Here is a 17266-nt window from a genome sequence, read left to right as displayed (position 1 = left end):
CGCGGCCGCGTGCGGAGCACTTTTTATTCTGCGGTCTGCACCCGGGAGACCTGCGCCTGCGGGATGCGCCGGCCCTGCACCGCGTCCACATGCACGTGCAGGCCCAAGCACTCCACGTCCAGCGGGGTGCCGTCCTGGGGGATGGTGTGCAGGCAGCTGAACACCATGCCGCCCAGCGTGTCGTAGTCCAGCTCGTCGGGCAGTTCCAGCCCCACGGCTTCGGCCAGGTCCTCCATGCTCACGCTGCCGGACACCTGCCACAGGTTCTCGCCCAGCTGCTGGATCTCCTCGGGCTCGGCCGGGTCAAATTCGTCGTAAATATTGCCCACGATCTCCTCCAGCAGGTCCTCCATGGTGATGACGCCGGCCGTCTCGCCGTATTCGTCCACCACCACCGCCAGATGGATCTTTTTCTGCTGCAGGTCCTGAAACAGCACGGTGCAGCGGATGCTCTCGGGCACGAAATAGGCCGGGCGCAGAAGCTGCTGCAAAGGCGCTGTGTCCCCCGTGCTGCGGCACAGCAGAAAGTCCCGGGCGTTGAGAACGCCCACGATGTTGTTGAGGTCCTCGCCGTACACCGGGAAGCGGGTCAGGCCGGTGCTCCGGATCCGCGCCAGGATCTCCGCATCGGTGTCGGTCAGGCACACCGCCTCCACGTCGGAGGCATGGGTCATGGCGTCACTGGCAATGGCGTCGCCGAAATCGAACACATTTTCGATCCACTCTTTTTCCTCCCGCTGGATGGCGCCCTTTTCCTCGCCCAGGTCCACCATCATGCGGATCTCCTCTTCGGTGACCGCTTCCTCCTCGGCCTCGGTCTTCATATGCAGAAGGCGCAGCACGCCGTTGGTGGAAGCGGACAAAAACCAGATGACCGGCCGCATGACCACCGACAGCCCGTACACCACCCCGCAGGTGAAGCGTGCCACCGGCAGCGGCTTCTGCATGGCGATGCGCTTGGGCACCAGCTCGCCCAGAATCAGCGTGAAATAAGACAAAATGATGGTGATGACGATGACCGCCAGCGCGTCCAGCGTGCCGGGGGAAAGCGCCCGGAAGCCCAGGTCCTCATACACCCAGTCCACCAGGTATTCGGAAAAGCTGTCCGCCGCGAAAGCGCTGCCCAGAAAGCCCGCCAGCGTGATGCCGATTTGAATGGTGGACAGAAAGCCCGCGGGCGTCTCCACCATTTTCAAAAGCCGCCCGGCCTTTGCGTCGCCTTCCTCCGCCATTCGCCGCAGCTTGGCCGGGTTCAGCGAAATGACCGCGATCTCCGTCATGGCGAAAAACGCGTTGAAAAAAATCAAAACTGCCTGCAGCAACAGCTGCCTTCCAATGTGATCCACTGCTTCTCTCCTCTTTCTTTTGAAAAAAACAATAAAAGGCACAGCCCGCCTTCCCTGCGGAAGGCAGACTATGCCTTGTTCGATTCAGTTCGGTCCGGGTGCGCGGCGTCGCCGTCAGCGTCGTCCATAGTGGCCCTGCGTTCTCCTTTTTTGAATAAATTAAGACGATTATACGTGTTTTGGGGTGTTTTGTCAAGGGGCCGTTTCCCGCCGCTCATACACGATGGGGCCCCGGTGGCAGATGCTCAGCGTCACTTCCGCCAGCCGGTCGGGCAGCGACAGATACCCTGTGTATTGCACCTGATCGTAGCCGAAACTCTCGTCCAAGATCTCCAGCGGGCAGCTGCCGTACCGGCTCACAAACCGGCTCAGCTCCATCTTTTCGCCCTGAAAGCGGCCATGCCGGCCGCTGGGGCTCAGCACCCAGGCCACCGAAAAATCCCAGTTCACCTGCTTTACGCACACGTCGCCGTCCTCCTGCCGCACCGGCCGGGACAACTTGAAATACCCCGTTTCCAGCCGCAGCCACAGATCGCCGCCCGCCCGCTCCAGCGCGCGCACCCGGGCGTCGTGCAGGCTGCAGGGCGCGTCAAAGACGTACTTGTACTCCATGGTCTCACCTCGGTGCCATCTTACCACACCGGCATTCTTCCCGCAAGGAAAAAGCCGCCCTTTCCGACCCCGTCCAAAGGCGGGAAAAGGCGGCTTTTTATGGAGGAAGTTTGTCTATGTAAAGAGAAGAAAGGCTGTTTTATTGTGCGGCCAGCGCCCGGCCCAATGCCCGGCATTCGTCCAGCTCGCTGTCCTGCGGCGCTTCGTTCACCGTCACCGGGTCGGCACACAGCTGCGCGCCGGCTGCCCGCACCCGGTCTGCCCAGTCACGCATCCACTGTCCGTCACCCCATCCGTAGGAGCCGAACAGCGCCATGGGTTTTCCCGCAAGATGCGGTTCCAGTTCTGTGAAAAAGGGCTCGAACGCGCTCTCCTCCAGCACCTCGGCCCCCATGGCCGGGCACCCCAGGGCCAGCGCGCCGTACTGGGCCGCCTCACCGGCGTCAAGCTCGCTCACTTCAAACAGGTCCGCGCCCGCGCCCTCGGCCACCGCCTGCGCCATGGCCTGGGTGTTGCCCGTGCCGGACCAGTAGATCACTGCTGTTTTCATTGTCATCGCCTCCGTAGAAATTCACGCCGCCTGCAGCAGCTGCGCCAGTGTGATTCCCTGTTCCACCGCGCGCAGCACACAGGTGCGGCATGCGTCATAACATACAAAGCGTGCCCGGGCGGCCTCTACGTCGCCGTATACTTTCCAGTATCCGCACAGTTTGCACCCCGCGCCGCCTTTTTCCACAAAGGCCAGCACATCGTCCGCCGGATAGTCCAGAAACAGGCCGATCTCATGGGGAAACGCCCCGCCCTGCGCCAGCCGCGCCCGCAGCCGGGCCAGGTGCCCGTCCAGCGTGTCGCCGGGCGCATACCCGAACCGGGCCAGCACATCGCCGTCCCGCCGAAGCCGCCGGGCCAACAGCGCCGGCCGGTAGACCAGCAGCAGACTGCGGCGCCCGCATTCACACAGCAGCGTGAACGCGAGCCCGCAGGCCGCAAACTGCCGGTTGTAGGCCTCCACCGTACCCTGAAGGGCCGGAACCTTCTGCGCGTCCAGGGAGACCAGGTTGGCCGCTTTCGCCCCCAGCAGGGTCGGAGCACAGTACCTTGCCAGGTGCATTTCAAACAGGTCCAAAAGCGGCGCCTCCCTTCAGTTAGCCTTTGCTAACCAACTCGGAAAAGAAAAAGCGCGGCTTGCCTCACGCTTTTCTCTCCGTCGGTTAGTTTCGACTAACCTTATGGCTATAAGATACCATACCTTTCAGGCCTTGTCAACAGGTTTTTCAAAATTTTTGCTTTGGGCGGACTTTTTTCGGTCTTTTGCGGCCCGCAGCTGCGCGTAGGCCTCCGGGCTGACCGCATGGCGGACGCGGTATGCCTCGGTCCGGGCACAGTCCGCAGGCAAACCCGCCTCACGCAATAATTCTTCAAAATAACGCTGTTTTTCCCGTACCAGCAGGGCCGCCTCGCGCCCGGGACCGCTCAGGCACAGCTCTTTGCCCGTGCGCACCACATACCCGTTTTTGCACAGCCCGGCCACCGCCCGGCTGACGCTGGCACGGCTGACGCCCAGGCGCCGGGCAAGGTCCACGGCGTAAACCGGCTGCTTTGTCTCGGTCAGGCTCAGCAGCGCCTCCAGATAATCGCCTCCGGCAGCGGAAAGCGGCATGGTCGTTCCTCCTTTCAAACGCCCGTCAGGGCGTGCACGGAACAGCCCTGCTCCGTCAGCACCCGGCGGATCTCCCGGCCGTCGGGCGGGCGGCGGCAGTACACCCGCACCGTGCCGCGCACCGGGTCGGCCACGGCCCGGCATTCCCCGGGCCGGTTCAGCGCCTGCTCCACCCGCCCGGCGCGGCCGCGCAGGCCTGACACCTGCGCCACCGCCAGATAGCTCAGGCGCGGCGCCCCACGTTCCCGGCGAAGCGTACGCCGCACCCGCAGCGCCGCCAGACACAGGCACAGCGCACACGCCGGTCCCAGCCATTCCGTCATGGCCCACACTCCTTCCGAAACACGCCGGCCCGGCCTTTGCCGGGCCCAAAAAGGCCGGGCCGTGAAGTACGGCCCGGCCCCGGTTCATTTTTTCGAATGGCACCCGCAGGAACCCGAGCAGCCGGAGCAGCCCGAGCAGCCGCCCTTTTTGCGCCTGCGGACTTCTGTCACAAGGATGGCCGCCACAACTGCAAAGATCGCCGCGGCCAGAAGCACAGTTTGTGCGTTCATGAGTTGCCTCCTCTCAGGCCTTCTCCGCCGCGCGGATGGAGAGGGCCGGTTTCCGATAATCTGCGTTGTATTTGTTGGGACGCACCAGCAGGTAGACCAGCGCCGCCAGCACCGCGATGGCCACCACTGTACCCGCGCCGAAGGGCACCTGCCCCAGAGCAAGACCGCCCAGCTGGTACACCAGCAGGGATGCGGCGTACGCAAAGCCGCACATGTAGCCGATGGCCGCCAGCGTCCACTTGCCGTTGTTCATCTCCCGCTTGATGGCGCCCATCGCCGCGAAGCACGGCGCGCACAGCAGGTTGAAGATCATGTAGCTGTATGCGGTGAGGGCCGTAAAGTCCGTGGCAATGTTGCCCCAGATCTCATCCCCCTCTTCCGCCACTTCGGCAAAGCCGTACAGCACGCCGAAGGTGCCAACCACGTTCTCCTTGGCGATCAGGCCGGTGAACGTAGCCACGGACGCCTGCCAGCTGCCGAAGCCCAGGGGCGCGAAAATGGGTGCCACCACGCTGCCCACCGCGGCCAGCAGGCTGTTGTTGTTGTCCTCCACCATGGTGAAGGCGCCGTCCACAAAGCCGAAGCCCTGCAAAAACCACAAAATCACAGAGGACGCCAGGATCACGGTGCCGGCCCGCTTGATAAAGCTCCAGCCGCGCTCCCAGGTGGCGTGCAGCACGTTGCGGGCGCTGGGCATGTGGTAGGCGGGCAGCTCCATCACAAAGGGAGCCGGTTCGCCCGCGAAAGCCCGGGTCTTTTTCAAAATCACGCCGCTGATGACGATGGCCGCCACGCCGATGAAATAGGCGCTGATGGCCACCAGACTGCTGCCGCCGAACAGCGCGCCGGCAAACAGGCCGATGATGGGCATTTTCGCGCCGCAGGGCACAAAGCAGGTGGTCATAACGGTCATTTTGCGGTCGCGGTCATTCTCAATGGTGCGGGACGCCATGACGCCCGGCACGCCGCAGCCGGAGCCGATGAGCATGGGAATAAAGCTTTTGCCCGACAGGCCGAATTTGCGGAACACCCGGTCCAGAATGAAGGCGATGCGGGCCATGTAGCCCACGTCTTCCAACAGGCTGAGCATCAAAAACAGCACCAGCATCTGGGGCACAAAGCCCAGCACCGCGCCCACACCGGCGATGATGCCGTCGGCCACAAGACCCGTGAGCCAGTCGGCCACACCCCAGCCCGTCAGCAGAGCGGAGGCGTTGCCCTGCAGCCATTCGGCCGCGAATACGTCGTTGGTCCAGTCGGTCAAAAAGGTGCCGAACGGCCCCATGGCGATCCAGTACACCGCCGCCATGACCCCCACAAAAATGGGCAGCGCCGCAATGCGGTTGGTCACCACCCGGTCGATCTTGTCCGAAACGCTGAGGCTGTGGGCCGCGGACCGCTTCTTCACGCAGCGGTCCATCACCTTGCTGATGTAAGCGTAACGCTGGTTGGTGATGATGCTCTCCGCATCGTCGTCCATCTCTTTTTCGCAGTCCTGAATGTGCTGTTCGATGTGGTCGGCCAGCGCCGCGTCCAGCTTGCGCTCTTCCAGCACTTTTTCGTCCCGCTCGAACAATTTAATTGGCGTACCAGCGCATATTTCTTTCGCTGATCTGACCGGTCAGAGATTCTTCGATGTGGGCGATGGCATGCTCTACGCTGCCGGTGAACACGTGGGGCGCCTCGGCTGCGGCGCCCGCGCGGGCCGCCTCCACCGCGCACTCGGCCGCGGCCATGCTGCCCTCGCCCTTCAGCGCGCTCAGCTGCACCACCCGGCAGCCCAGCTCCGCGCCCAGTTTTTGAATGTCGATGGAATCGCCGTTTTTGCGCACCAGATCGATCATGTTCACAGCCACCACCACGGGGATGCCCAGCTCGATCAGCTGCGTGGTCAGATAGAGATTTCGCTCAATGTTGGTCCCGTCCACGATGTTTAAAATCACGTCCGGCTTTTCCTGCACCAGATAGCTGCGGGCCACCACTTCCTCCAGCGTGTAGGGGCTGAGGGAATAAATGCCCGGCAGGTCCTGAATGACCACGTCCTTGTGGCCCTTCAGCCGCCCTTCCTTCTTTTCCACGGTCACACCGGGCCAGTTTCCCACGTACTGGCTGGAGCCCGTCAGGGCGTTGAACAAAGTGGTCTTGCCGCAGTTGGGGTTGCCGGCAAGTGCGATGGTAATGCTCATTTCATTCACTCCTCCGAAACTCTTTGTAGTTAGTTTTAACTAACTATCAGGCATCAAAACACTTACTCCAGCTCGATCATCTGGGCGTCGGCCTTGCGCACGCTCAGTTCATACCCGCGCACATTCAGCTCCATGGGGTCGCCCAAGGGAGCCACCTTGCGCACGTGCAGCTGCACGCCTTTGGTGATGCCCATATCCATGATGCGGCGCTTCACCGGACCCTCGCCGTGCAGCCGCCGCACGGTCACGATGTCGCCCACTTTCGCGTCCTTCAACGTCTTCATGTTCCGTCCTCCCATCAAATCATCACGCGGTTGGCCAGCGTCCTGTCCAGAGCGATCCGGCTGTCTTTTACCTGACAGATCAGATTTCCCCCCAGCGCGCTGACCACCGTCACACAGCTGTCCACCACAAAACCCAGTTCGGCCAGGTGCTGGCGCACCTCATCCCTGCCCGTGATTTTCCGGATGACTACGGTCTGCCCGGGGTTTGCCATCGTCAAAGGCATCAATCCGCCTCCTCCTCTCTGCGTTAGACATGACTAACCTTCTTTTCGCATCAAGTTTACTCCAACTAACCGCGTTTGTCAATCCCCTTTTTTGCCTTGCCAAAACGGCGGTGCTGTGTTAAGGTGGAAACATACAGAAGGGAGCGAATGTTTTTGATACTGCACGAATCGGCTGAGGACTATCTGGAGACCATCCTGATGCTGAAGGAGCGTCTGGGCATGGTGCGCTCCATCGATATTGTGAACCAGACCGGATACTCCAAGCCCAGCGTCAGCGTGGCCATGAAAAAGCTGCGGGAGAGCGGGCACATCACCATGGATAAGGACGGCTACATCACCCTGACGGAGCAGGGCTCCCAGGTGGCGCAGCGGGTGTACCAGCGGCATCGCCTGCTGACCCGGTTCTTTATGACGCTGGGCGTCAGCGAGGAGACCGCCTCTGCGGACGCCTGCAAGATCGAGCACGATCTCAGCGAAGAGACGTTCCGCTGCATTCTGGAGCACGCCCGGCGGCATCTGGACGATCTGCCCGGCGAGCAATGACCCCGGCCATCGTCAGCGTCAGCCGCCGCACCGACGTGCCGGCCTTTCACGCGGACTGGTTTTTCCGCTGCCTGGAGCAGGGCTGGGCCATGGCGCAGGGGCCGGGCGGGTCCCGGTTTGTTTCGCTGGCGCAGCGGGACGTGGCGGGCTTTGTGTTCTGGACCAAGAATCCGGCCCCCATGCTGGACCGGCTGGACCAGCTGGGCGATGTGCCCTTTTATTTTCAATTTACACTGACTTCTTACGGCCGGGACGTGGAGCCGGGCATTCCGCCCAAAGGCGAGGTGCTGGTGCCGCTGTTCCGGCAGCTGTCCCGGCAGGTGGGCCGCCGGCGCGTGGTGTGGCGGTACGACCCGGTGTTTTTCAGCCCGGTGTACACGCTGGACTACCACCGCCGCTGGTTTGACCGGCTGGCCGGTCTGCTGGGGCCTTACACGGACACCTGCACCGTCAGTTTTCTGGACTGGTACCCGGTGATGGAGCGAAGCATGACGCAGCTGGGCGCGCAGCACGAGACTTCGCAGCTGCGGCGCGAGGCCATGGCCTGTTTTGCCGCCTGTGCCAGGCGCGAGGGCATTCGGCTGGTGACCTGCGCTCAGGACGGAGATTTTTCCGATCTGGGCGTGACGCCCGGCGCCTGCGTGGACCCGGCCCGGCTGGGGCTGCCCCCCGCGGGGCGCGACCGGGGCCAGCGCCCTCTGTGCCGGTGCGCCCCCAGCGTGGACATCGGCTTTTACGGCAGCTGCCGGGGCGGCTGCCGGTATTGCTACGCCGCCCGCGGGGCATACTGAATGAAAAAAGGAGATTCCATGAACGAAGAACAGCTTTCGGAAATTTTTGACTATTACGCCGCTCTGCCGGACCCCCGCCGGCAGGAAAACCTGGTGGCCATGCTGCGGGAAATTCAGGACGTGCTGGGCTGCGTGCCCGACGGAGTGGCCGCTCAGGCAGCCCGGGCCGTGGGAGAGAAACCCGTGGTCCTGACCAGCCTGGTGCGCCGGTTCTCCACCCTGAAAAGCGCGGCGTGGAGCCACCGGATCACGGCCTGCAGCGGCGCGCGCTGCGGAGCCCGGCAGGGCGCCGAGGTCTATCGGGCTCTGTGCGAAGTGCTGCGGCCGGGACCGGACGGGGTCAGCGAAAACGGACGGGTGCTGCTGTGCACCCAGAACTGCCTGAAGCAGTGCCGCACGTCCCCCAATGTGCTGGCGGACGGGGTGCTGCACCCCCACATGACCCCGGAAAGCGCCCGGGAACTGGCGCGCAAACTGCTGGAAGAATAAAAAAACGAGGAAGGCGACAGTCCTTCCTCGTTTTTTGTCACACCTCGTATTCCGCCGGTTTTCCGTCCAGCACCGCCAGCACCTGCCGGGCCACGCACAGCCCGGTGCGCCGCAGCGCCTCCCGGGTGGTGGCGGCAATGTGCGGCGTGGCGATGAAATTTTCCAGCCCCAGCAGCGGGTTTTCCGGGCCCGGCGGCTCCCGGCGAAACACATCGCAGGCCGCGCCGCCCAAAGGTCCTTCCGTCAGCGCCCGAAGCAGCGCCGCCTCATCCACCACGCCGCCCCGGCTGGTATTCACCAGCAGCAGGCCCGGTTTTGCCGCCGCCAGAATGTCCGGTCCGATCAGGTTCCGGGTGCCGTCGTTCAGCGGCACGCCCACGGTCACCGCATCGCACTCACCGAACAGTTCCCGCAGGCTGCCGCTCCGCTCCATGCCCAGGGCCCGGGCGCGGCTGTCCGTCATGGACGGCGACCACACCCGCAGGCGCATGCCGAACCCGTCCCGCAAAATCTCGCCTGCCCGGCAGCCGATCTCGCCCGCGCCCACCAGGCCCAAGGTCCTGCCCCGCAGCTCCACGCCGCACAGCGACGCATCTCCGGGCCGGGCCGCGCCCGCCCGGGCCATCCGGTCCGCCCGGGGAACGCGCCGGGCCAAAGCCAGCAGCAGCGCCGCAATGTGTTCGGCCACGCTCTCCACATTTTCATGGGGCGCATACACCACCCGCACGCCCCGCCGGCGCGCCTGGGTCAGATCCACTCCGTCCAGCCCGCGCCCGTGGACGCCCACTGCGCGCAGGCGGGAGCATTTTTCAAAAAAAGCGCGGTCAACCGCAAAATTGCGGGTAATCACCGCGTCCACGGTCCCCAGCTGCGCCGGGTCGTCCGTCACCTCCGCACGCTGCCGCAGCAGTGCCAGCGCCGCGGGGTCCAGCGGTTCGCACACAAAGATCTTCATGTCCCCTTCCCTCTCTTCCGCCTTTCATGGTAGCACATCCTTTTGTGCGGAGCAAGGCGCTTTTCGTCCCGATTTTTTTGTGGTACAATGAGGTCATTCTTTCCACGGGAGGCGTTTTTTTGACCACACTGTACGTCACGGATCTGGACGGCACGCTGCTGAATGCCCAGGGCCGGGTCAGTTCCTCCACGGCGGCGCTTCTCCGTCCGCTGGTGGACCGGGGGCTGGCGCTGACCATCGCCACCGCCCGCACCCCTGCCACCGCTTTGGACCTGGTGCGCCCGCTGGGCCTGCACCTGCCCGCGGTGATGATGTCCGGCGCGCTGGTGTATGATCTGGGCACCGGGCGGCCGCTGGCCACCCGCAGCCTGTCCGCCGAAAGCCGCAGCGCGCTGCTGACCCTGCTGGACCGCGCCGGGCGGGACGCGCTGGTATACTGCGTGCTGGACGGCCGGCTGGTGGTGTTTCACCGCGCCCCCACCTGCGATTACGCCCGCAGCTTCATCGCCCAGCGCAGCGGCTCGCCGCATAAGCAGTTCGTGCAGGTGGAACACTATGGGCAGATCCCGCTGGCGGCCCGCTGTCTTCTGACCCTGTTCTGCCTGCCCTGCCCGGACCTCCCCCTGCTGGAGGCGCTGCAGCGCCTGCCCGGCACGCACTGCCTGTGCTACGCCGATGAATACGGCCGGGGTGTGACCGCCGAGGTCTTTCCCGAAGGGTGCGACAAAGGCGCGGGCGTGCAGGACCTGCGGCGCCTGACCGGCGCCCGGCGGGTGGTGGCTTTTGGCGACAATGTGAACGATCTGCCGCTGTTTGCCGCAGCGGATGAGCGCTATGCCGTGGCGAACGCTGCCGCGGCGGTAAAAGAGGCTGCCGACGGCGTGATCGCTGCCAACACACAGGACGGCGTGGCCCGCTGGCTGGCCGCGCGCGAAGGAGGGAGCCTCTGACATGGAAAACATCGCCCCGGCCCTGCTGGCCTGGTACGACGCGGAAAAACGGGTGCTTCCCTTCCGCACGGTGTCCACGCCTTACCGGGTGTGGGTCAGCGAGATCATGCTGCAGCAGACGCGGGTTGCCGCGGCGCTGCCCTATTTTGAACGATTTATGGAAGAATTGCCCACGGTGGCGGACCTGGCGGCCTGCCCGCCCGAACGCCTGACCAAGCTGTGGGAGGGGCTGGGCTATTACAGCCGGGCGCGAAACCTGCAGAAAGCCGCGCAGATCCTTGTGGAACAGTACGGCGGCCAGCTGCCCGATGACCCGGCTTTGCTGCAGAAGCTGCCCGGCATCGGGCCGTACACGGCAGGCGCCATCGCGTCCATCAGCTTTGGCAAGCGGGTGCCTGCGGTGGACGGCAATGTGCTCCGCGTGGCCAGCCGGCTGCTGCTGGACGAAGGCGACGTGACCACCCCGGCGGTGCGCACCCGCCTGACGCAGGCCGTGCAGGCCATGCAGCCGCCGGACCGGCCCGGCGACTACAACCAGGCGCTGATGGAACTGGGCGCACTGGTGTGCGTTCCCGGCGGACCGCCGCTGTGCGACGCGTGTCCTCTGGCCGGGCTGTGCCGGGCCCGGGCGGCGGGCTGCGCGCAGCAGCTGCCCGTAAAAGCGCAGGCCAAACCCCGGCGCGCGGTGGATTACACCGTGGTGCTGGCCACGGCACAAAGCGCGGTCCTGCTGTGCCAGCGCCCGGCGAAAGGCCTTCTGGCCGGGCTGTGGCAGCCGGTGATGCTGGAGGGAAGCCTGGACGAAGCCGCCGTGTGCGCCGCGCTAAAAGCAATGGGTCTCGCGCCCGGCGAGCCTCAGCCGCTGCCCAACGCCAAACATGTGTTTTCGCACCTGGAGTGGCATATGACCGGGTACCGGGTGCCTGTGGCGCCCTGCCCGGCCCCCGCGGGGTTCGTGTGGGCGCAAAAGGACCAGCTGGAGAGCGTTTACGCCGTGCCCGGCGCGTTCCGGGTCTACCGGGACGTGCTGAAAAAGTGCTTGTAATCCCTTTGCAAAGCAAGTATAATGAAGAAAACAGACGGCCGGTCGAAAGGAGTGCTTGTCAATGAGTTCCTGGGGCAAGATCGCACATACCGTGTACGGCGCGGGCAAGATCGCGGCCGCCGCAAAACACATGACACACAAGGCGGGCCGTGCGCTTCGCCCGCAAAAAGAGGAGGATGTTTTCACCATGAAGAAATCGACCCTGATCGCCATCGTCGCGTTTCTGTCCGCTGTAGCGGGTGCTTTGGCCGCTGCGTTCGTCTATCTGCGCCGCCGCGAGGCCGAGCTGGACGAGTACGAACAGCTTTTGTTCAGCGAGGATTTCAGCCACGAGGAGCCGCAGGATGATGCGGTGGAAGATGCGGCCGAGACCGAGGAGATCTGACATCGTTTTGAAAGAGCGGCTTTGCCTGGCAAAGCCGCTCTTTTTTATATCTTTTCAAATACGACAGGAGTGAGAGAACCATGATTGCGCTCGCCGTTATTTGCACGCTGATCGCCGGGGTGATCGGCGCATATCTGGAACCCGTTTCGTTTGCTGTTTCTCTGCCCATTGCGGTCATGGGCGGATTCATTCTCAAGGCGCTTTCGGACCGCGCGTCCTCTGAAAAGTGACCGTTTTTTCACCGGACGTAAAAAATACGTCAAAACACGGGACGCACAAGCACGGCCCGTGGTACAATAAGGGCAATCAAGAAAAGGGGGCATCTTATGAAACTGAATTACAAACGCACCACCCTTGTGGGCCTCGCCTTTCTGTCCATCTGCGCGTTCTGGCAGGTGTACGACAACCTGATCCCGCTGATTTTGAAAGAGACCTTTGCCGTGGACGACACGCTCATCGGCGTGGTCATGGCGCTGGACAACGTGCTGGCACTGTTCATGCTGCCGCTGTTCGGCAAACTCAGCGACAAGACCCGCACCCGTGTGGGCCGGCGCATGCCGTACATTGTGGGCGGCACGGTGGCGGCCGTGGTGTGTCTGGCGATTCTGCCCCTGGCCGAGCGGCAAAACAACCTTGTGCTGTTCTTTGCGGGGCTGGGCTGTGTGCTGATCGCCATGGCTACCTACCGCAGCCCCGCCGTGGCCCTGATGCCCGACGTGACGCCCAAGCCCCTGCGCAGCCAGGGCAACGCGGTCATCAACCTGATGGGCGCTTTGGGCGGCATGCTGATGCTGGGCACCATGCAAGTGCTTTTGCCCAAGCAGGTCACGGGCGAGGTGTTCCGCCCCAACTACCTGCCCATCTTTGCGGTGCTGGGCATTCTGATGGCCGTGTGCATCGCCCTGCTGTTCTGGAAGATCAACGAGCCGGCCTGCGTGCGCGCCATGGAAGAGGAGAGCCGCGCCGCGGGCCTTTCACCGGACGAAGAAGAAACCGCACCGGACGGCACGGGCAAAAAAATGCCCCCGGCCCAGGCGCGCAGCTTTGTCTTTATTCTGGCCAGCGTGTTTTTGTGGTTCATGGGCTACAACGCCGTTACCTCCGGTTTCAGCCGATACGCCACCCAGGAACTGAAGGGCAGTTTCTCGCTGATTTTGATGGTCTGCACGGCGGCGGCCATTGTGGCCTATCTGCCGGTGGGCGCCATCGCGGCGCGCATCGGCCGCAAAAAGACCATTCTGGTGGGCGTGCTGTTTTTGGGCGTGGCCTTTGCGGCGGGCTCGTTCTTCCATCAGGTGTCGGCGTTTTTGTACATTTTCTTCATTTTCGCGGGCTTCGGCTGGGCCTTCATCAACGTGAACAGCTACCCCATGGTGGTGGAGATGGCCGGCGGCGCGGACGTGGGCAAATACACGGGTTACTATTACACCGTGAGCATGACGGCGCAGATCGTGACGCCCATTTTCTCGGGCTTTCTGATGGGGCACGTGGGCTATCGCACCCTGTTCCCCTATGCGGCGTTCTTTGTGTTCGCCAGTTTTGTGACCATGCTGATGGTGCGCCACGGCGACTCCAAGCCGCAGCCGAAAAAAGGGCTGGAAGCACTGGATGTGGACGATTAAAAAAACGCGGGAGCGGCCAAAACCGCTCCCGCGTTTTTTCTGTTTCACTGGTCAGGCACCCCGGTTCCGTTTTCGAAAAAGCCATCCACCGGCTCCAGAAAATGGCGCGGATGCTGTTTCCAGTAACCCGAATAGGTCCAGTCCGAAGGCAGTGCAAAGTTAAGCTGGTACATGCGGAACGTGACCGGAACATTTTTGGGCTGCCACTGCTCGATATAACTGTACCGGTACATCATGCCGATTCGTCGCATCACCGCGCCGCTGGGCAGATTGTTCACGTCATGGGTGGCGGTCAGATAGGGCACGCCCTGCCGCCGCGCTTCTTCGGCCACCGCCCCGGCGGCCTCGGTGGCAAAACCCTTTCCCCGCAGTTTCGGCGCCAAAGCATAGCCCAGGTCCCAGGCGGGGCCGGGGCTCAATGTCACGTATCCTGCAGGCGCACCGTCCGCGCACACCGCAAAACACATGCCCGGGCCACGGACATGTGCCTCGATCCAGGCCTGCGCCTGCTCCACGTTCTGCAGCGCAAACATGGGCGGAAAACGGGTGGTCTCTTCCTCTTTCAAAAGTCTGTACACCGCCCCGGCATCCTCCGGCGTGAAGGGGCGCAGCAAAAGCCGCTGTGTATGCAAAACCGTCGTCTTCATTGGCTGTCTTCTCCAAATGCCACCGCCCGCTCCCCGGTGGTCCAGTACCGGCTCATGAACTGCTCCCGGTCCACGGTGACCGTGCCTTCAATGGGGTCCATCAGGGTGAAGGTGTCCCCTTCGTAGCCCGTCAGCACCATGCAGTGCAGGTTTGAAAAGGGATAGTATTCCTCGCCGCTGGGCAGCGTCCAGTGAAAGGAACTGAACAGCCGGGTGTCCATGTTCAGCGTGGCCCACACGATCACCGGCGTGCCCTCGTCCAGCCGGCGCATCAGATCCAGCGCCGACGCCCCGGTGATATCCACCGCGCGCCAGCCGGAGTTCTGTTCGGCCAGATACTGGTTTGCCGCCTGCACGACGGGCCCCGCAAAGCAATAAAACCCCGTATACCCTTCCTCCGGCCAGCCCGCGTAGGCCTCGGCCGGGTCCGGCCCGCAGGCGATCATGCCGTCCTCGCTGTAGGTGATGGGCTCGCTGGGGATATAGCCGTACACCAGCTCCAGCGCGGTCACGTCGTAGCCCAAAAACCGCAGCACCGCCGCCAGGCTGGTGGCCTCGCAGCCATTGGGCAGTTCCGGGTACTGGCACAGTTCCTCCACATCCAGAGAGGTCCCTGTGTCCACCGCCATCACGGACTTTACCAGCCCGGTTTTCCACCGCGCCGTGCTCTTCCATTCCACCGAAGGGCTGTCCGCCCCCAAAACCAGCAGCGCCAGAAGCGGCACCAGCAGGCGAAGCGCCCGTTTTTCCATGCGCAAAAACACCCCGTGCCGCCTCCCTTGCCTGACAGAAAGTTTCTCTTTCTATTATTTTAGGAGGGCGCACACGGGGGTGCAAGCATCTTTCGTCTTTTTTCGCCAAAAAACCACAAATTACCGGTCAAACATGGCCCTGCGTGCCGTGGAGCGACGGAACAGGTCCTTCAATCCTTCCTCGTCGCCGGCCTGCAGCTTTTCCTTCAGGTCCGTGAGGCTGGCCTCGAACTGTTCGATCTCGGCGCACAGCGCGTCCCGGTTCAAAAGGAACAATTCGCTCCACAAATGCTCGTTGATGCGGGCAATGCGGGTCAGGTCCCGGAAGGAATCGCCCGTGAACTCGCACAGGCGCGGGTCGCCGTTGGCGTTCATCAGGCTGACGGCGATGGCGTGGGTCAGCTGGCTGACATAGCCGATCATCCGGTCGTGCTCGGCGCAGCTGAGCTGCGCGATGTGGGCAAAGCCCAGCGTTTCGGCCAGCTGCCGGGCAAAGGCAATGCCCCGGGGCGTGTTGCGCTCCGTGGGGGTGATGATGAAGTTGGCCGGCCGGAAAATGGCGCTGTCCGCATACTCCACGCCGCTGACTTCCTTGCCCGCCATGGGGTGGCTGGCAATGAACTCCACCCCTTCGGGCATGGCGTCCTGCACCGGACCCACCACCGCCTGTTTGACGCCGCACACATCCGTGACCAGCGTGCCCGGGCGCAGAAACCGCGCGTTGGCCCGCACCCAGTCGATGAGCGCGTGGGGGTACAGCCCCAGGACCACCGCCTCGGCCTGCTCCAGCAGCGGCCGGGCATCTTCCGTGGTGCCCTGGGCGATCCAGCCTTTGTCCAGCGCGAAGCGGATGGCTTCGCCCCGCACATCCACCGCCGTGACGCGGCAGCCCGCCTCGGTCAGGCCACGGGCGTAGCTGCCGCCCAAAAGGCCCAACCCCACAATACAAAAATTACGTTGTTCCATCTGTTTTTACCTCCGCGCCCAGCTGCTGCATCCGGGAGAAAAAGTCCGGCCAGCTTTTGCGCACCGCCTCGGCTTCCTGAATGCACACCGGCACGTCCGCCGCCAGAGCCGCCACGGTCAGCGCCATGACCACCCGGTGGTCGTTGTGGCCCGCAAGGTCCGGCGCGCCGTGCAGCGATGCGCCGCGCACCCGCACCGTGCCGCCTTCGGCCTCGATGCGCCCGCCCAGCTTTTCCACTTCCTGCTGCATGGCGGCGATGCGGTCCGACTCCTTGACCCGCAGCCGTCCGGCATTGCGGATGACCGTCTCGCCTTCGCAGAACAAGCCCAGCACCATCAGGATGGGGCCCAGGTCCGGGCAGTCGGCCAAATCGATGTCCACGGCGCGCAGCGGCTGTTTTTCAAAACGCCAGCCGCCGGGCACCGCCGTCATGCCCGCGCCGCAGCGGCGCAGAATGTCGAAGATCACCCGGTCGCCCTGGCAGGAGTCCTCCCGCAGGCCCGTGACCGTAATGCCGCCTTTCACCGCGCCCAGCACTGCCGGAAAAGCCGCCTGGGAGGCATCGCCTTCCACCGCGCCGTTCCGGGGGCGGTAGCGCTGGTTGCCGGGAATGAAAAAGGTGTTTCCTTCCCGCCGCACCGAAACGCCGAAATCCGCCATGGCGCGCAGCGTCAGGGCCACATAGCTCTGGCTTTCAAAGGGCGGGGTCACCTGCAGCACGCTGTCGCCGTCCAGCAGGGGCAGCGCCAGCAAAAGCCCGCTGATGAACTGGCTGGACACGCCGCCCTCCACCCGGTACTCCCCCGGGCGCAGGGGGCCGCACAAGGTCAGCTCCTGCTGGGTTTGAGAAAACGGCAGGCCCTGCCGTTCAAACAGGCGGGCGTACACGTCCTGGGGGCGCTGCATCAGACGGCCGTGCCCAAGCAGACGCACCGGCCGGCCGCAGCTCGCCAGCAGCGGAATGAAAAAGCGCAGGGTGCTGCCGCTTTCGCCGCAGTCCACCGGGCCGTCGGGCGCTGTCAGGCGGCCGCCGCAGCCGTCCACCACAGCCCGGCCCTCTTCCAGCCGGACCCGCGCGCCCAATGCCTCCAGCGCACGGGCCGTGGCCAGCACGTCCTGGGACGGGTCCACCCGGTCGATGACGCTGCGGCCTTCCGCCAGGCCCGCGCAGATCAGCAGCCGGTGGGCCATGCTTTTGGAGGGAGGCGCCTCCAGCGTGCCGAAAACGCGGCTTCGTTCGATGGTCACCCGCAT

Annotated in this window: 22 protein-coding genes and 1 pseudogene; 8 read left to right on the top strand and 15 right to left on the bottom strand. The window is 64.0% G+C overall.

Annotated features, from left to right (window positions below):
• Positions 1–23 precede the first annotated feature (23 nt).
• The 10 genes and pseudogenes from WMO24_RS04040 to WMO24_RS03995 form a co-directional block, all read right to left on the bottom strand.
• Entirely contained in the window at positions 24–1346 is a 1323-nt protein-coding gene (locus tag WMO24_RS04040; protein ID WP_349215033.1) for a hemolysin family protein, read from the bottom strand.
• Positions 1347–1538: 192 nt separating this feature from the next.
• Positions 1539–1985: a hypothetical protein gene (locus WMO24_RS04035; protein WP_349215032.1), complete on the bottom strand. Its 447-nt coding sequence runs from the start codon at positions 1983–1985 to the stop codon at positions 1539–1541.
• Between the two features lie 112 nt (positions 1986–2097).
• Complete coding sequence (locus WMO24_RS04030) at positions 2098–2508, bottom strand: flavodoxin (RefSeq protein WP_349215031.1); 411 nt, start codon at positions 2506–2508, stop codon at positions 2098–2100.
• A gap of 21 nt (positions 2509–2529) precedes the next feature.
• Positions 2530–3084, bottom strand: coding sequence for a DUF3793 family protein (locus tag WMO24_RS04025; RefSeq protein ID WP_349215030.1), 555 nt, complete (start codon positions 3082–3084; stop codon positions 2530–2532).
• Between the two features lie 126 nt (positions 3085–3210).
• Positions 3211–3618, bottom strand: coding sequence for a metal-dependent transcriptional regulator (locus tag WMO24_RS04020; RefSeq protein WP_349215029.1), 408 nt, complete (start codon positions 3616–3618; stop codon positions 3211–3213).
• A gap of 14 nt (positions 3619–3632) precedes the next feature.
• On the bottom strand, positions 3633–3941 hold the full coding sequence (locus WMO24_RS04015; protein WP_349215028.1) for a hypothetical protein: 309 nt from the start codon (positions 3939–3941) through the stop codon (positions 3633–3635).
• A gap of 84 nt (positions 3942–4025) precedes the next feature.
• Positions 4026–4172, bottom strand: a complete 147-nt coding sequence (locus WMO24_RS04010; protein ID WP_349215027.1) for a FeoB-associated Cys-rich membrane protein — start codon at positions 4170–4172, stop codon at positions 4026–4028.
• Between the two features lie 13 nt (positions 4173–4185).
• A pseudogene (gene feoB, locus WMO24_RS04005) lies at positions 4186–6358 on the bottom strand (ferrous iron transport protein B).
• 62 nt (positions 6359–6420) lie between these two features.
• Positions 6421–6642: a FeoA family protein gene (locus WMO24_RS04000; protein ID WP_349215026.1), complete on the bottom strand. Its 222-nt coding sequence runs from the start codon at positions 6640–6642 to the stop codon at positions 6421–6423.
• Positions 6643–6656: 14 nt separating this feature from the next.
• On the bottom strand, positions 6657–6869 hold the full coding sequence (locus WMO24_RS03995; protein WP_349215025.1) for a FeoA family protein: 213 nt from the start codon (positions 6867–6869) through the stop codon (positions 6657–6659).
• Positions 6870–7019: 150 nt separating this feature from the next.
• Here WMO24_RS03995 and WMO24_RS03990 point away from each other — a divergent pair, with 150 nt between their 5' ends.
• From WMO24_RS03990 to WMO24_RS03980, 3 genes are read left to right on the top strand one after another with little or no spacing between them, the layout of a single operon-like run.
• Positions 7020–7409, top strand: a complete 390-nt coding sequence (locus WMO24_RS03990) for a metal-dependent transcriptional regulator (RefSeq protein ID WP_349215035.1) — start codon at positions 7020–7022, stop codon at positions 7407–7409.
• Positions 7406–8200, top strand: coding sequence for a DUF1848 domain-containing protein (locus WMO24_RS03985; protein ID WP_349215024.1), 795 nt, complete (start codon positions 7406–7408; stop codon positions 8198–8200). The genes WMO24_RS03990 and WMO24_RS03985 overlap by 4 nt, the downstream gene beginning before the upstream one ends.
• Positions 8201–8218: 18 nt before the next feature.
• A complete protein-coding gene (locus WMO24_RS03980) occupies positions 8219–8689 on the top strand; it encodes an NADH-quinone oxidoreductase subunit NuoE family protein (RefSeq protein WP_349215023.1) in 471 nt (156 codons plus the stop codon).
• A 37-nt stretch (positions 8690–8726) separates the two neighbouring features.
• Here WMO24_RS03980 and WMO24_RS03975 read toward each other — a convergent pair whose 3' ends face one another.
• Complete coding sequence (locus WMO24_RS03975; RefSeq protein WP_349215022.1) at positions 8727–9644, bottom strand: NAD(P)-dependent oxidoreductase; 918 nt, start codon at positions 9642–9644, stop codon at positions 8727–8729.
• A 119-nt stretch (positions 9645–9763) separates the two neighbouring features.
• Here WMO24_RS03975 and WMO24_RS03970 point away from each other — a divergent pair, with 119 nt between their 5' ends.
• The 5 genes from WMO24_RS03970 to WMO24_RS03950 all read left to right on the top strand — a co-directional run bounded on the left by WMO24_RS03970 (position 9764) and on the right by WMO24_RS03950 (position 13646).
• Positions 9764–10594: an HAD hydrolase family protein gene (locus WMO24_RS03970; RefSeq protein ID WP_349215021.1), complete on the top strand. Its 831-nt coding sequence runs from the start codon at positions 9764–9766 to the stop codon at positions 10592–10594.
• Position 10595: 1 nt separating this feature from the next.
• The gene (gene mutY / locus WMO24_RS03965) at positions 10596–11639 is read left to right on the top strand and encodes an A/G-specific adenine glycosylase (protein ID WP_349215020.1); all 1044 of its coding nucleotides are present in this window, start codon (positions 10596–10598) and stop codon (positions 11637–11639) included.
• Between the two features lie 61 nt (positions 11640–11700).
• Complete coding sequence (locus WMO24_RS03960; RefSeq protein ID WP_349215019.1) at positions 11701–12024, top strand: hypothetical protein; 324 nt, start codon at positions 11701–11703, stop codon at positions 12022–12024.
• 80 nt (positions 12025–12104) lie between these two features.
• Positions 12105–12254 carry a hypothetical protein gene (locus tag WMO24_RS03955; protein WP_349215018.1) on the top strand — a complete coding sequence of 50 codons (150 nt, stop codon included), beginning with the start codon at positions 12105–12107 and terminating at the stop codon, positions 12252–12254.
• A 96-nt stretch (positions 12255–12350) separates the two neighbouring features.
• Positions 12351–13646, top strand: coding sequence for an MFS transporter (locus WMO24_RS03950; protein WP_349215017.1), 1296 nt, complete (start codon positions 12351–12353; stop codon positions 13644–13646).
• A 44-nt stretch (positions 13647–13690) separates the two neighbouring features.
• On the opposite strand, the gene WMO24_RS03945 is transcribed toward WMO24_RS03950, so the two are convergent.
• The 4 genes from WMO24_RS03945 to aroA all read right to left on the bottom strand — a co-directional run bounded on the left by WMO24_RS03945 (position 13691) and on the right by aroA (position 17266).
• A complete protein-coding gene (locus tag WMO24_RS03945; RefSeq protein WP_349215016.1) occupies positions 13691–14293 on the bottom strand; it encodes a GNAT family N-acetyltransferase in 603 nt (200 codons plus the stop codon).
• Complete coding sequence (locus WMO24_RS03940) at positions 14290–15057, bottom strand: C39 family peptidase (protein ID WP_349215015.1); 768 nt, start codon at positions 15055–15057, stop codon at positions 14290–14292. Before WMO24_RS03940 ends, WMO24_RS03945 begins: the two co-directional genes overlap by 4 nt.
• Before the next feature lie 108 nt (positions 15058–15165).
• On the bottom strand, positions 15166–16011 hold the full coding sequence (locus WMO24_RS03935) for a prephenate dehydrogenase (RefSeq protein ID WP_349215014.1): 846 nt from the start codon (positions 16009–16011) through the stop codon (positions 15166–15168).
• Positions 15998–17266 (bottom strand): 3-phosphoshikimate 1-carboxyvinyltransferase, encoded by a 1269-nt coding sequence (aroA, locus tag WMO24_RS03930; protein ID WP_349215013.1) that lies wholly within the window; start codon positions 17264–17266, stop codon positions 15998–16000. The genes WMO24_RS03935 and aroA overlap by 14 nt, the downstream gene beginning before the upstream one ends.

Origin of the sequence: Ruthenibacterium intestinale (genome assembly GCF_040096265.1) — a bacterium.
Classification (GTDB): domain Bacteria; phylum Bacillota; class Clostridia; order Oscillospirales; family Ruminococcaceae; genus Ruthenibacterium; species Ruthenibacterium komagatae.
The sequence above is the reverse complement of the archived record's forward strand: the minus strand, read 5'-3'. Positions and strand labels throughout refer to the sequence as shown.